We start from the raw sequence: 13,533 nt of genomic DNA, 5'->3' as shown, positions 1-13,533 counted from the left end.
TTTCGCACAGGAGCTTCCATGCAGACTTCGATCGCCTCTGTGACCCGGCCTTCGGCCGTGCCGCCCTCGCAAACCGATTCCCCTGCCGACGCCAATGGCGGGCAATGGGCCAGCTACAACATCATTCGCCGCAATGGCTCGGTGGTTGGGTTTGAACCCAGCAAGATCGCCATCGCCATGACCAAGGCCTTTCTGGCCGTCAACGGCGGCCAGGGCGCCGCGTCCGCGCGTGTGCGCGAACTGGTCGAAAACCTGACCAGCCAGGCCGTGAACGCCCTGGTGCGCAACCGCCCCAACGGCGGCACCTTCCATATTGAAGACATCCAGGACCAGGTCGAACTGGCGCTGATGCGCTCGGGCCAACATGACGTTGCCCGCGCCTACGTCCTGTATCGCGAGAAGCGCACGCAAGAGCGCGCCGCCGCCGCTGCCGCCGAAGGCCAGGAAAAGGCCGCCGCCGCTCCTGAAGAACACGTGCTGAACGTCACCGACGCCGGTGTGCGCCGTCCGCTGGACCTGGCTGAGTTGCGCGCGACCATCGTCGCCGCCGGCGAAGGCCTGGACGAATTCATCGATAGCGAAGCCATCCTGAAGGAAACGGTCAAGAACCTGTACGACGGCATCCCCGTCGACGAAGTGTTCAAGTCCGCCATCCTGTCCGCGCGCGCGCTGGTCGAAAAAGACCCGGCCTACAGCCAAGTCACCGCTCGCCTCTTGCTGCACACGATCCGCAAGGAAGTGCTGGGCGAAGAAGTCTCGCAAGACGGCATGATCGCGCGTTACGCCGAATACTTCCCCACGTTCATCGCACGCGGCATCGAAGGCGGCCTGCTGTCGCCCGAACTGGCCAACTATGACCTGACCCGCCTGGGCAAGGCCTTGAACGCCAAGCGCGATCTGCAATTCGGCTACCTGGGCCTGCAGACGCTGTACGACCGCTACTTCCTGCACATCCGCGGCACCCGCATCGAACTGCCGCAGGTGTTCTTCATGCGCGTGGCCATGGGCCTGGCGCTGCGCGAAGCCGACCGCGAAACGCGCGCCATCGAGTTCTACGAGATCCTGTCCTCGTTCGACTTCATGAGCTCGACGCCGACGCTGTTCAACTCGGGCACGCTGCACTCGCAGTTGTCGTCGTGCTATCTCACGACCGTCTCCGATGACCTGGAAGGCATCTACGACGCCATCAAGGAAAATGCGCTGCTGGCCAAGTACGCCGGCGGCCTGGGCAACGACTGGACCCCGGTGCGCGCGCTGCGCAGCCACATCAAGGGCACCAACGGCGAAAGCCAGGGCGTGGTTCCGTTCCTGAAGGTCGTCAACGACACCGCCGTCGCGGTGAACCAGGGCGGCAAGCGCAAGGGCGCGGTGTGCACGTACCTGGAATCGTGGCACCTGGACATCGAAGAATTCCTGGAACTGCGCAAGAACACCGGCGACGAACGCCGCCGCACGCACGACATGAACACGGCGAACTGGATTCCCGATCTGTTCATGAAGCGCGTCATGGAAGGCGGTGAATGGACGCTGTTCTCGCCGTCCGACTGCCCCGACCTGCACGACAAGGTCGGCCGCGCGTTTGAAGAAGCGTATGTCGGCTACGAAAAGCGCGTCGCCAGCGGCGAGCTCAAGCTGTACAAGAAGATGCCGGCGCTGACGTTGTGGCGCAAGATGCTGTCGATGCTGTTCGAAACCGGCCACCCGTGGATCACGTTCAAGGATCCGTGCAACATCCGTTCGCCGCAGCAACACGTGGGCGTCGTCCACAGCTCGAACCTGTGCACCGAGATCACGCTGAACACCAACGAATCCGAAATCGCGGTGTGCAACCTGGGTTCGGTGAACCTGGTCGCGCACATGAAGCCGGCTGCCGGCGGCGGATTCGAACTGGATCACGACAAGATCAAGCGCACGGTCAGCATCGCGATGCGCATGCTCGACAACGTTATCGACATCAACTACTACGCCGTCGAGAAGGCCCGCAATTCCAACGCGCGCCATCGTCCGGTGGGCATGGGCATCATGGGTTTCCAAGACTGCCTGCAAATGATGCGCGTGCCTTACGCATCGCAAGCCGCCGTTGAATTCGCTGATCGTTCGATGGAAGCCGTTTGCTATCACGCGTACTTCGCGTCGAGCCTGCTCGCCGAAGAACGTGGTCGCTATCAATCGTATGAAGGTTCGTTGTGGTCGCGTGGCATCTTGCCGCAAGACACGTTGAAGATGCTGCGTGATGAACGCGGTGGTCATGTTGAAGTTGATGAATCGAGCACGCTCGATTGGGATACGTTGCGCGCGCGCATCAAACAACACGGCATGCGCAACTCCAATTGCGTGGCAATTGCCCCAACCGCGACTATTTCCAATATCATTGGTGTATCTGCGTGCATCGAACCTACTTTCCAGAACTTGTACGTCAAATCGAATCTCTCCGGCGAGTTCACGGTCGTTAACGATTACCTCGTGCGTGACCTGAAGAAACTCGGTCTCTGGGACGAAGTCATGGTCGCCGACCTCAAGTACTTCGACGGCAGCCTGTCCCGCATCGATCGCGTACCTTCCGAACTCCGCGAACTCTACGCCACCGCGTTCGAAGTCGAACCGAGCTGGCTGGTTGAATGCGCGTCGCGCCGTCAGAAGTGGATCGATCAAGCTCAGTCGCTGAACATCTACATGTCGGGCGCATCGGGCAAGAAGCTGGATGACACCTACAAGCTGGCATGGCTGCGTGGCCTGAAGACCACGTACTACCTGCGTACCCTGGGCGCCACCAGCGCCGAGAAGTCCACGGGCCGCGGCGGCGAACTGAACGCCGTCACCGCTGGTGGTCAATCCACGGCCGCGGCCGTGGGCGCCGCACCTGTTTTGCCGGAACCCGAAGTTCTCGGGGCGGTTTGCACCATGCGGCCGGGCGACCCCGGCTTCGAAGAGTGCGAAGCCTGCCAATAACCGCCTCCGGAGAATTGAAATGATTAATTGGGAAGACGACACCACCGCCACGCAACCTGCTTCCCCCGCCCCTGCGGGCGGCCAGCAGGCTGCGCCCGAAGTCCGGGCGGCGACGGGTGTATTCGGCGACACCGCCATGCCCACGCCTGCCGCGCCTGAACACGCGGCGGGTCTGGCTGCCAGCGGCGCCGCTACCGCGCAGCGCGTGAAGGTTGCCGACAAGCGCATCATCAACGGCGAAACCGACGTCAATCAACTTGTGCCGTTCAAGTACAAGTGGGCGTGGGAAAAGTATTTGGCCACGTGCGCCAACCACTGGATGCCGCAAGAGATCAACATGTCGCGCGACATCGCGCTTTGGAAGAACCCCAACGGGCTCACCGAAGACGAACGCCGCATCGTCAAGCGCAACCTGGGTTTCTTCGTCACGGCCGACTCGCTGGCCGCGAACAACATCGTGTTGGGCACCTACCGCCACATCACGGCTCCCGAATGCCGCCAGTTCCTGCTGCGCCAGGCATTCGAGGAAGCGATCCACACGCACGCTTATCAATACATCGTCGAAAGCCTGGACCTGGACGAAGCCGAGATCTTCAACGCTTATAACGAAGTTCCGTCCATCCGCGCCAAAGACCAGTTCCTGATCCCGTTCATCGACGCGATCGCGGACCCCAACTTCAAGACGGGCACGCCCGAAGCCGACCAGACGCTGCTGAAGTCGCTGATCGTTTTCGCTTGCTTGATGGAAGGCCTGTTCTTCTACGTTGGCTTCACGCAGATCCTGGCGCTTGGCCGCCAGAACAAGATGACCGGCGCGGCCGAACAGTACATGTACATCCTTCGCGATGAATCCATGCACTGCAACTTCGGCATCGACCTGATCAACACCGTCAAACTGGAAAATCCGCATCTGTGGACGCCGGCCTTCCGCGAAGAAATTCGAGAACTCTTCCGCAAAGCGGTCGAACTCGAATACGCTTACGCCGAAGACACGATGCCGCGCGGCGTGTTGGGCTTGAACGCACCTATGTTCAAATCCTACCTGCGCTTCATCGCCAACCGTCGTTGCCAGCAAATCGGTATCGAACCGCTGTACCCGCAGGAAGAAAATCCCTTCCCCTGGATGGCGGAAATGATCGATCTTAAAAAGGAACGCAACTTTTTTGAAACTCGCGTGATCGAATACCAAACCGGTGGCACGCTGAGCTGGGAGTAAAGCAGTACGTCATCAAGCCCGGCGCGGGCACGCTCTGCGAATGCAGAGCGTCGCGTTCGCGACAGGCTTGATGACGCGCTTCCTGGTCAGGGTGTTTTCGAACACGTAGAACAAGCGGTCGGCGGCCTGTGATCAGGCTGCGACCGGCGCCATTTGAAATGGCTCGCGCCAAAGGAGCGGGGGCCATATCAAATGGCTGTGCCGAATTCATTAGCGCAAACCGTAGTAGCTGTTGCTCGCACAGAACAGCGGCATGCGCCGATGAATAGCCCGGGCACGGTTCGCCTTGTTGGCGAGTCGGGGCACGGGTTTAAGTTCTGGGACCCCTGAACCTAAGGAGCATGACCATGGCAACAGCCAAGAAAGCCGTAAAGAAAGCAGCGGCGAAGAAGCCCGCCGCCAAGAAGGCAGTCGCTAAGAAGGCCGCACCGGCCAAGAAAGCCGCTGTCAAGAAGGTAGCAGTCAAGAAAGTCGCCGCCGCCAAGAAGCCGGCAGTGAAGAAGGTTGCCGCCAAGAAGCCGGCAGCCAAGAAGGTCGTCGCCAAGAAAGCGGTAGCCAAGAAGGCCGTCGCTAAAAAGGCCGTCGCCAAGAAGGCGCCTGCCGCCAAGAAAGCGGTAGCCAAGAAAGCCGTCGCCAAGAAGGCCGTTGCCAAGAAGGCAGTTGCCAAAAAGGCCGTAGCCAAGAAAGCGGTAGCCAAGAAGGCCGTCGCCAAAAAGGCCGTTGCCAAGAAGGCGCCTGCCGCCAAGAAAGCGGTAGCCAAGAAGGCCGTCGCCAAGAAGGCAGTTGCAAAGAAGGCCGTTGCCAAGAAGGCTCCCGCCGCCAAGAAGGCCGTTGCCAAGAAAGCGGTAGCCAAGAAGGCCCCCGCTGCCAAAAAGGCTCCTGCCGCCAAGAAGGCGCCTGCTGCAAAGAAGGCTCCTGCTGCTGCGAAGAAGGCTCCTGCTGCCGCCAAGCCGGCTGCTGCTGCCAAGCCCGCCGCTGCCAAGAAGCCTGCTGCCAAGAAGGCCGCTCCCAAGAAGCCCGCAACGCCGCCCTCCACGGCTGCTGCCCCGGGCGCAAAGACCGCGCTGAATCCCGCCGCGTCGTGGCCCTTTCCCACGGGTGGCCGTCCTTAATTCGGACGGTTCGAAGCAATAGCTTCACTAGAGCCGCCTGGCCTTGGCCGGGCGGCTTTTTTGCGCCTGCGCCATCCGTCAAATGCGGCGGCAATATGTGCGCGCAGCGTGCGACAATTGACTCCTCTTTTTTTGGGTGATCGCGTCCATGCTCGGTGAAATCTTCCGCTTCCTACTCGAAATCGTGTTCACGCTGTTTGGCGCGGCATTGATTGCCCGCGCCTGGATGCACGCGATCCGCCTCCACGCTTTCAACCCCCTGGCGCGCACGATCTACCAAGCCACGAACTGGCTGGTGCTGCCGCTGCGCAAGGTCATCCCGGCAGGCAACAAGATCGACTGGACCAGCCTGGTTGCCGCCTGGCTGGCCGCGCTGTTCTATATCGTGCTGATCTGGCTGGTGGCGCTGGGCGCACTGATTCCCGCCGCGCTGCTGCCGGCCGCCATGGGTTCGGCGTTGATCATGGCCATCAAGTGGGCCTTGAACCTGGTGGTGTGGCTGACGCTGATCCAGGCCGTGCTGTCCTGGGTCAACCCGACGGCGCCGATGATGCCGCTGTTGCAGGCGCTGACCGCGCCCATGCTGGACCCCATCCGCCGCATCCTGCCGCGCACCAGCATCGACTTTTCGCCGTTGGTGCTGCTGATCGTGGCGCAGATCCTGCTGATGGTGCTGGCCAACCTAAGCCAGCGCATGATGGGCCTGTAGTAAACCAGGACACGGGGCATTGCGCCCCGTTCCTGTTTTCCTGTCAGCGCGCTAGGCCGGAATGCCGGCGTAGATCTCGACCAGCTTCTTGCGGTCGATCTTGTGGTTGTTGGACATGGGCAGCGCCGGGCAGGCCACCAGTTCCGACGGCACCATGTACGGCGGCAGCCGCTGGGACAGCCGCTCTTTCCAGCCGGCCAGCGCGTCGGGCGCCAGAAAGCGCGCATCGGGCTCTTGGGCCACACCCGCCACGAAACCAATCAAGCGCACCGCCGTGCCATCGGGCCGGCGCAGGACCGCGCACGCCCCGCCCTCCACGCCCGGCAGGCCATGCAATGCCTCATCGATCTCGGCCAGCTCGATGCGATAGCCGTTCAGCTTGATCTGGTCGTCCATGCGGCCACGACAAAACAGCAGCCCACCTTCCTGCATCAGCCCCAGGTCGCCGGTGCGAAACGCGCGGCGGCCATCTTCATAGGTGTAGAGCTTGGCTTCGTTCAGATCGGGCCGATTCAGGTAGCCGCGCATCACGTGGTCGCCCACGATGCAGATCTCGCCTTCGTCCACGATCAATACGCTATCGGGTTTGGCATGGCCCACGGGCAGCGGATCGTGCGCGGCCAGCACCGCGTCGGTGACTTCGATCCAGGTGGTTGCCACCGTGGCTTCCGTGGGGCCGTAGGTGTTCAGGATGACGGCATCGGGAAAGCGTAGGCGCAGCTTCTTGGCCAGCGCGGCGGGCAAGGGCTCGCCGCAAAACAGGAACGTGCGCAGCGCCGGCAAGGTCGCGGGGGAAAAGTCGCGGTTGGCCAACTGCTGGTGTGCGAACGACGGGGTCGACACCCACACCGTCACGCCATGCTCTGCCAGGCGCGGCATCCACGTGCCGGCCGCCGCGATCTGCTCGCGTGCGTTCAACACACAGGCGCCGCCCGAGGCCAGCGTGGCAAACACTTCATACATCGACAGGTCAAAGCTGAACGGCGCCTGGTTCATGAACACCGGCGCGTCACCCAGGCCAAAGCTGCCCAGCATCCAGTCGCCCAGCAGGCCGACGCTTTCGCGGCCGATCTGCACGCCCTTGGGGTCGCCCGTGCTGCCGGAGGTAAACATCACATAGGCCAGGCCGCGTTCAGCCAGCATCGCGCCTTCGCCACGCGTGAAGGTATCGGAGGCCGCATCATAGACAGCCGCGGCGCGCACGATCTCGACGATGCGGCGCAGGCGGTCGGCCGGGTAGATGGTGTCGACAGGCACGAACGGCGCACCGATCAGCAGTGCGCCCACCATGGCGACGAAGAACGACGCTTCTTTGTGGCCGTAGATGGCCACCGGCACATCGGGGGCCACGCCCTGCTTGCGCGCCACGTCCGCCCAGGCCTGGGCTTCGTCGCGCAACTGCGACCAGCTTAGCGAGCGGTCGGCGGCGGCAATGGCCAGGGCGTCGGGCGAGACGTCCGTATCCACGAACTGGAACGATTTCAGATCGAAACGCATGCCGAAACTCCCGGCGTCAGATGGGGCTGCGACCGCTGAACACGTACAGCGCCAGCGCAGCCAGGATCAAGGTAAGCACGCGGCCCAGGAAGCGCATCACCGGATGCGCCAGCGTGGCCTGCAACGCGGGGCGGGTGCGCGACGCGTTGATCAGCAGGTTGTGACCCACCGAATACGCGCCGAACATCAGCCCGCTGACGATGTAGTGCAGCGACAGGCCGTTCCACACGCCCATGGCCAGCAGCGTGGCGAAGATGCCGATGTTCTGCGCCGCCATGCGATGGCGTCCGAAGAACCTGGTCTTGCTCAGCGCTTTGTAGATCGGCATGAACACCACGTCGCGCAGCCACTCGGACAGGCTGATGTGCCAACGGCGCCAGAAATCCTGCGGGTTCAGCGTGGCCAGCGGATTGCGGAAGTTGATCGGCAAGGTGAAGCCGAACAGCATGCCGATGCCGATTGCCATCGTCGAATAGCCGGCGAAGTCGAAGAACAGATACGCGCTGTACAGCGACGCGTTCAACGCCACGCCCGTGAACGAATAATCGTGCGCGTCCAGCGTGGCCAGGCCATAGCGCCAGATCAGCTCGGCCAGGCCGAACTTCTGGATCACGCCCACCATGATCAGTTCCAGACCGATCAGCCACGTGTTCAGGTTCACACCTTCATAGCCGCGCTTCAGGTCGGCCTGGAAATTGCGCCAGCGGTACATCGGGCCGGCCAGCAGCGTCAGCGGGAAGAACAGGTAGATGAAGTAGTCCAGCGGCGACACGCGTTCGTTGCGCTGTGCGAACAGCAGCACATCGATGGCGCGGAAAGTCGCGAACGACAGGCCCAGCATGGCGCCCAGATGCGACACGCCCGTCTTGACCAGCAGCAGCGGCGTCATGGTGATGATGACGGCCAGCCACGTCGGAATGTAGTTGCGGCGGACCGCCCACAAGGCGCTGCCCGAGATGGCCAGCAGCGCGATGGGCTGATACGGCCGCGCCCAGAAGACCGCCATCCAGACGCCCAGGCAGATCACGCCGATGATGTGGCGATAACCGATGCGCAGCGGCATGCCGAACGACCGATACGCCAACAGGCCCAGGCCGCCGCACAGGGCGCCGCCAAAAAAGCTCAAGCTTGCGAACAATTCCATGGCACGCTCAGAACTGTTGGTATTGGAATTCGACCTTGATCGGTCCGCCGCTGCCCGTGGTGGGCTGAGCCTGAAGCACGAATACGAGGATCACCCCGATGTACAGGCACAAATGCCAGAAGAAGCGGCGCCCGGCGCCGTCCTTGCGAAAAAATTTCATCGGGAAAAGTACTCCGCAATACCTTGGTCCGCCAAGGCCCAGCCTAGCTCGGCCAGATGCATGTCATCGCGCACCATGCCCGGTTCGAACGGGATGCTGTAAAGGTCCAGGCAGCCCATCTGATAGCGCTGGCACATGCCGGTGATGGCGGCCACCACCGGGTCGAACCTTTCGACGTCCAGGATCAGCTTGGGGTTGAACGGCTGAATGACGAAGTACGCCTTGACCTTGCGCTTTTGCAGCAAGGCCATCACGCGCGACAGATCTCCGAGCTCGGTGCGGGTGATCGGGTCGACGTCGGCGAACTCGTTGCGCGCTGGCGAATACAGCGGCGCCAGGTACTGCTTGTAGTAATCGTCGCGCACGTCGTAGGGGTTGTTGCCGCCCAGCTGCCGTTCGACTTCGCGCGCTTCATGCGTCAGCCGGCCCCACTGCCCTTCGTTCAGGCGCGCGGCGGATGGCCAGGACACGAAGCGGTGCGCGGGCACCGACAGCTTGGTGCGCGGACGGTCGGGCGCCGGCTCTTTGCGGGCATGCCACCACAGCGACAGCTTGTCTTTCAGTTCAGCTACCTGGCCATTGGCGATCAGCCAGAGCAGCCCCCAGTTGGCGTTGTCGCTGATCCAGTTCTGCATCTGCTCGCGCGTGCTGGGCTGATCCCACAGGCGGTCCCAGACGGGGCCCGTCACGTGCTCGGCAAAGGCGCTGCGCGGCAGCTGGCCACCCGAGGCAAACCAGGCCGGCGACACCATGATGACCAACCGCGTGTTGGGCGTCAGGGAATCGGCCACGGACTCCAGCACGCTGACGATGCCGTAGGACTGGAACATGGCGTGGCCGTACGCCAGCGTCGGCACCTTCAGTTCTTCAGGGAAGAAGCGGTAAGGCACGAAGCGCAGGTCGTGGCTGGACAATTCGGACGAACCCAGCACGACCAGCGTCCCGTCGCTCAGGGCGTTGCCCAGGCGATTCAGGTTGACGTGTTGAGTGCCCCAGTCCGGCCCGAGATTAGGCAGGTAGTTGCTCTTGTCGGCAGCGGCGGCCATGGGCGAGGCGGCGGGCGTCACGATGCGGCTAAGCACATCGTCCGCGCCCCAGTACACGCCTATCGCCAGTGCTACTGCCGTCGCGGCGGCCGCGACGTGGGACAAGAACCGGGTGTTATGCAGTATGGGCAGCGACATAGCCGGCAAGCGTACGGACCGACTGCAGGTGTTCCGCGATTTCAGGAGCCGGGATGCTGCAACCGTACTCGGATTCGACAGCCAGCGTGATGTCCACGGCGGCAAGGGAATCGACCAGACCCGTGGCGATCAACTGCGTATCGGGGGTGACTTTCTTCATGACGATCGACTCGACGATCTCGCCGATCTTGGTGTGGAGTTCTTGCTCGGTATGCATAGATATTGCAGTTGCCTTGTCGGCAAAACATCCCCGCCCCTGGGATTCAGGTGACGAGAATACAGAAAAAAGCTGAAGCTCAACTGACGGGATTCAGCGATCCAGAACGATGTCGGGGAGCACGCAGGGACGCCCACAGGGACGCACTTGGTTACATCGCCGCGAAAGCTTGACATCGATCGCAGGCGCAATCATTGCACTTTGGCCGTCGAATCGCCATGAAACTTTTGGGCTAAATCGCGAGAAAAGGCAGGGAAACGTAACGCCTGCGGGTAAATCCCGGGGTTCTCGTTGCGGCGGAGCGACACTTTCAGGCAAAAAAAGGCCCCGATAATCGGGGCCTTCATACGCGTCGGCGCGCATCGAAAAAGCCCGCTTGCGCGGGCTTCGGGAATTACATCGGGGTGACGCGGGTGGGGCCTGCGCCGCTGATCACCTGGACGCGTTGGCCCACGCTGATCGGCACGTCGGCTTCTTGCGCCACGACACGGGTTTCGCCGTTGTCCAGGCGCACGGTGACTTCATAGCCGGAGTTGGTTCCAACGCGGTTTTCGACCGCGTTGCCCGCCAGCGCGCCAAGAATGGCCCCGCCAACCGTGGCGATGGTGCGGCCCGTGCCGCCGCCAACCGCGTTGCCGGCCACACCACCCAGCGCACCGCCGGCCAACATGCCGACACCGCTGGACTTGTCATTCTGGATCACGATCGGGCGCACGCCCGTGACCGTGCCCGTACGGACGATCTGCTCACGCTGGGCTTGGTCGTAGCTATATACCCCGCTGGACGCGCTGCGATTCGCGCAGCCGCCAAGCACAGCCATCGACGTCACGACGGCCGCGATGGCCAGCCACCGGCCAGTACGCGGGGTCACCAGGGAAAGAGATTTACTTTGATTCATTTGGACTCCTCGATCGGGCACTGCCGACGAAAACTGATCATACCCCGCGCACTACCCCGGGCAGGCGCGGTTGCAACACACTGAAACTCACGGCCAAAGCCAGCAATCACCTTGTGACAGCGCGATATTCGCGCCGTCGCATCGGTGATTTTCAACGTCCGTTCGACCGCGCAATCGCGCGGCGGTTCCCGTGTCTCGAAGTCCGGATAAAACGATCAAGCCGGCAAGTGGATGCCGTAGGTGGCGTGCAGCACCGCGTCGATATCGGCGCGCGACGGCGCGTGATTCTGCGGGCCGCGCGAGGCGATCTTGATGGCGCCCATGACGTTGCCCAGGCGGCAGCTGTCTTCCCAGTTCCAGCCGCTGGTCAGGCCGTAAAGCAGGCCGCCGCGCTGCGCGTCGCCGCAACCGGTCGGGTCGACCACTTGCGTGGCGCGCACCGGCGCGATCTGGATCGTCTTGCCGCCGGTCAAGAGCGTGGCGCCTTCGGCTCCGCGCGTCACGACCACGGCTTCCAACGTGGCGGCAATGTCCGCCATGCCGCGGCCCGTGCGCTGTTCGACAACGCCGGCTTCGTAGTCATTCACGGTCAGGGCGCGCGCCATCTTCAGCATGCGTTCCAGGTCGGCGCCGTCGAACAGCGGCATCGCCTGGCCCAGGTCAAAGATGAACGGGATGCCACGCGCGTGCAGGCGTTCGGCGTGCGCGAACATGCCTTCCTTGGCGTCCGGGGCAACGATGGCCCAGGCCGCTTGCGCATCGCTCAGGTCGTTGTCGGCCGAGAACGACATGGCGCCCGGGTGGAAAGCGGTGATCTGGTTGTCGTCCAGGTCGGTGGTGATGAAGCACTGCGCGGTGAACGTATCGGGAATCACCTTGACGCGGGCGATGTCGATGCCCAGGGCCGACAGGCGTTCCAGGTATTCGCCGGCGTCTTCGCCCACGGTGGCCACGGGCAGCGGCTTGCCGCCCAGCAGATTCATGTTGTAGGCGATGTTGCCCGAGCAACCGCCATATTCCTTGCGCATGCTGGGCACCAGGAACGACACGCTCAACGACTGGATGCGGTCGGCAAGAATGTGCTCTTTGAAGCGGCCTTCGAACACGGCGATCGTGTCGAACGCCATCGAACCGCAAACCAGGACGGGGGTTGCCATGCGTGTCATCCTTTAAGGAAAGAACTTATCAAGTTGGTAGCCATTGACCTGAACACCAGTCACTTCAATGGGCACGGAAATCTTCAGCTCGCCCGCCGGCGCGAACGGCCCGCGCAGTTGCTCGGGCGTCAGGTAGTCTTCGGGCCGCAACACGCGGCGCACCACGACCGTGTCGGACAGATCCGTCAGGTCCAGCACCAGCGCCGGCCAATGCTGCGGCTTGTCGTAGCGGTTGCGCAGCACCAGGTTCAGCACCAGGCGGCTGCGACCATCGTCGATGGCGGCGGCGCCCGTGGGCGGTTGCAATGACGACGAGGAAATCGCGATGCGCTCCAAGCGCCGCGCGTAGCCGACCGTGCAGCCCAGCGGCTTGCACGCGGCTTCCAGCACCGGGCGCACGGCCGGCACGGAGTTGGCGATGTCGGTGCGGTAAACGTATAGCAGTTGCAGGCCCAGCGCGATCAGGCCCAACAGGCACGCATAGCCCCACAATTTGCGCAGCAGGCCACGGCGTTCGGTACGGTCCTGGTCCAGGAACTCGGGCGGGGCGCGGCCCACATCGGTGGCGCTGGAATATCGCGTGCGCGCATCGCCCAGCACGGGCTCGATGCCGTCGTCAAAGCCGGGGCCGTCGTCGTCGGCGCGGTAGGCGTCGTGACGGCTCAGGGCGTGGTCGGCGACGTAAGGCTGGCGAACGTCGTGGTGGCGGGGGGTGCGATCGCGGGAGACGTTGCGGTGATCGACGCGCGGGTCATCGTGGTGGCCTATGCGGTGATCGTCGTGGTCGTGATCGCGGTCTTGGTCGCGGTCGCGGTCGTGATCGTGGTCGCGGTCGTGATCCCGATCGTCGATTCGATGATCGTCTCGGTCGTCTTCGTCGGCCCGGTCCTGCCAGTTGAACACCGGTTCGTTGCCGCGCGGCGTGGCGATGATGGGTTCGGGGCGATACGTCTGGACGCGGCCATGCCGGTCGTCCCGCATTTCATCTTCCAGGTCCCGGTCCAACGGGCCTTCGTCGTCAAACTCGTCTTCCGGCAGCTTATCGTCGGGCTCGACGTGGCGGCGTATCGCGTCGCGCCCGCGCAGCACGGCGGGCGCAGCGGCAGGCGCCACGGCGGCCGGAATTACCGGCTCGGCTCGGCCCGGCGGCGGCGGCGGCGTCATCGGGGCGTACGCAGGCGTGGCGGGGGCTGGCGGCACTGCCGGAGCAGGCCTTGGTGCGGCAGGCGTCGGCGCGGCGGCCGGGGCATGCGGATGCGAGGCCGGTTCGTCTTCCCAGGGCGGAACCTG

Annotated in this window: 12 protein-coding genes; 4 read left to right on the top strand and 8 right to left on the bottom strand. The window is 63.3% G+C overall.

From position 1 onward, the window contains the following. Positions 1-18 precede the first annotated feature (18 nt). From DVB37_RS02695 to DVB37_RS02680, 4 genes are all read left to right on the top strand, one after another. Positions 19-2,949 carry a ribonucleoside-diphosphate reductase subunit alpha gene (locus DVB37_RS02695; protein ID WP_046806517.1) on the top strand — a complete coding sequence of 977 codons (2,931 nt, stop codon included), beginning with the start codon at positions 19-21 and terminating at the stop codon, positions 2,947-2,949. A 19-nt stretch (positions 2,950-2,968) separates the two neighbouring features. After that, positions 2,969-4,165, top strand: coding sequence for a ribonucleotide-diphosphate reductase subunit beta (locus tag DVB37_RS02690; RefSeq protein ID WP_104145178.1), 1,197 nt, complete (start codon positions 2,969-2,971; stop codon positions 4,163-4,165). A gap of 347 nt (positions 4,166-4,512) precedes the next feature. After that, on the top strand, positions 4,513-5,277 hold the full coding sequence (locus DVB37_RS02685; protein ID WP_104145179.1) for a histone H1-like DNA-binding protein: 765 nt from the start codon (positions 4,513-4,515) through the stop codon (positions 5,275-5,277). Between the two features lie 148 nt (positions 5,278-5,425). Beyond that, on the top strand, positions 5,426-5,986 hold the full coding sequence (locus DVB37_RS02680) for a YggT family protein (RefSeq protein ID WP_046806520.1): 561 nt from the start codon (positions 5,426-5,428) through the stop codon (positions 5,984-5,986). Positions 5,987-6,037: 51 nt separating this feature from the next. On the opposite strand, the gene DVB37_RS02675 is transcribed toward DVB37_RS02680, so the two are convergent. The 8 genes from DVB37_RS02675 to DVB37_RS02640 all read right to left on the bottom strand — a co-directional run bounded on the left by DVB37_RS02675 (position 6,038) and on the right by DVB37_RS02640 (position 13,332). After that, the gene (locus tag DVB37_RS02675; RefSeq protein ID WP_120153739.1) at positions 6,038-7,483 is read right to left on the bottom strand and encodes a D-alanine--poly(phosphoribitol) ligase; all 1,446 of its coding nucleotides are present in this window, start codon (positions 7,481-7,483) and stop codon (positions 6,038-6,040) included. 16 nt (positions 7,484-7,499) lie between these two features. After that, positions 7,500-8,627, bottom strand: coding sequence for an MBOAT family O-acyltransferase (locus DVB37_RS02670; RefSeq protein WP_120153737.1), 1,128 nt, complete (start codon positions 8,625-8,627; stop codon positions 7,500-7,502). Positions 8,628-8,634: 7 nt separating this feature from the next. Beyond that, on the bottom strand, positions 8,635-8,787 hold the full coding sequence (locus DVB37_RS02665; protein ID WP_104145181.1) for a hypothetical protein: 153 nt from the start codon (positions 8,785-8,787) through the stop codon (positions 8,635-8,637). Further along, positions 8,784-9,971, bottom strand: coding sequence for a D-alanyl-lipoteichoic acid biosynthesis protein DltD (locus tag DVB37_RS02660; RefSeq protein WP_120153735.1), 1,188 nt, complete (start codon positions 9,969-9,971; stop codon positions 8,784-8,786). The genes DVB37_RS02665 and DVB37_RS02660 overlap by 4 nt, the downstream gene beginning before the upstream one ends. Continuing rightward, complete coding sequence (locus tag DVB37_RS02655; RefSeq protein WP_046806524.1) at positions 9,949-10,188, bottom strand: acyl carrier protein; 240 nt, start codon at positions 10,186-10,188, stop codon at positions 9,949-9,951. Before DVB37_RS02655 ends, DVB37_RS02660 begins: the two co-directional genes overlap by 23 nt. 394 nt (positions 10,189-10,582) lie before the next feature. Then, positions 10,583-11,086 (bottom strand): glycine zipper 2TM domain-containing protein, encoded by a 504-nt coding sequence (locus DVB37_RS02650; RefSeq protein WP_046806525.1) that lies wholly within the window; start codon positions 11,084-11,086, stop codon positions 10,583-10,585. 215 nt (positions 11,087-11,301) lie between these two features. After that, positions 11,302-12,243: a carbohydrate kinase family protein gene (locus DVB37_RS02645; protein WP_046806526.1), complete on the bottom strand. Its 942-nt coding sequence runs from the start codon at positions 12,241-12,243 to the stop codon at positions 11,302-11,304. 12 nt (positions 12,244-12,255) lie between these two features. After that, positions 12,256-13,332, bottom strand: a complete 1,077-nt coding sequence (locus DVB37_RS02640) for a DUF3426 domain-containing protein (protein ID WP_240434124.1) — start codon at positions 13,330-13,332, stop codon at positions 12,256-12,258. Between the last annotated feature and the right edge of the window lie 201 nt (positions 13,333-13,533).

Origin of the sequence: Achromobacter sp. B7, assembly GCF_003600685.1 — a bacterium.
Lineage (GTDB): Bacteria > Pseudomonadota > Gammaproteobacteria > Burkholderiales > Burkholderiaceae_B > Achromobacter > Achromobacter spanius_B.
Note: the sequence above shows the minus strand (reverse complement) of the source record. Positions and strands in the feature narration are given on the sequence as shown.

What these genes read in the sequence shown, in the direction of transcription:
- DVB37_RS02685 (WP_104145179.1), top strand. Translation starts at nt 4,513, where the DNA reads ATGGCAACAGCCAAGAAAGCCGTAAAGAAAGCAGCGGCGAAGAAGCCC.
- DVB37_RS02650 (WP_046806525.1), bottom strand. Translation starts at nt 11,086, where the DNA reads ATGAATCAAAGTAAATCTCTTTCCCTGGTGACCCCGCGTACTGGCCGG.
- DVB37_RS02670 (WP_120153737.1), bottom strand. Translation starts at nt 8,627, where the DNA reads ATGGAATTGTTCGCAAGCTTGAGCTTTTTTGGCGGCGCCCTGTGCGGC.
- DVB37_RS02660 (WP_120153735.1), bottom strand. Translation starts at nt 9,971, where the DNA reads ATGTCGCTGCCCATACTGCATAACACCCGGTTCTTGTCCCACGTCGCG.
- DVB37_RS02695 (WP_046806517.1), top strand. Translation starts at nt 19, where the DNA reads ATGCAGACTTCGATCGCCTCTGTGACCCGGCCTTCGGCCGTGCCGCCC.
- DVB37_RS02665 (WP_104145181.1), bottom strand. Translation starts at nt 8,787, where the DNA reads ATGAAATTTTTTCGCAAGGACGGCGCCGGGCGCCGCTTCTTCTGGCAT.
- DVB37_RS02680 (WP_046806520.1), top strand. Translation starts at nt 5,426, where the DNA reads ATGCTCGGTGAAATCTTCCGCTTCCTACTCGAAATCGTGTTCACGCTG.
- DVB37_RS02675 (WP_120153739.1), bottom strand. Translation starts at nt 7,483, where the DNA reads ATGCGTTTCGATCTGAAATCGTTCCAGTTCGTGGATACGGACGTCTCG.
- DVB37_RS02645 (WP_046806526.1), bottom strand. Translation starts at nt 12,243, where the DNA reads ATGGCAACCCCCGTCCTGGTTTGCGGTTCGATGGCGTTCGACACGATC.
- DVB37_RS02690 (WP_104145178.1), top strand. Translation starts at nt 2,969, where the DNA reads ATGATTAATTGGGAAGACGACACCACCGCCACGCAACCTGCTTCCCCC.
- DVB37_RS02655 (WP_046806524.1), bottom strand. Translation starts at nt 10,188, where the DNA reads ATGCATACCGAGCAAGAACTCCACACCAAGATCGGCGAGATCGTCGAG.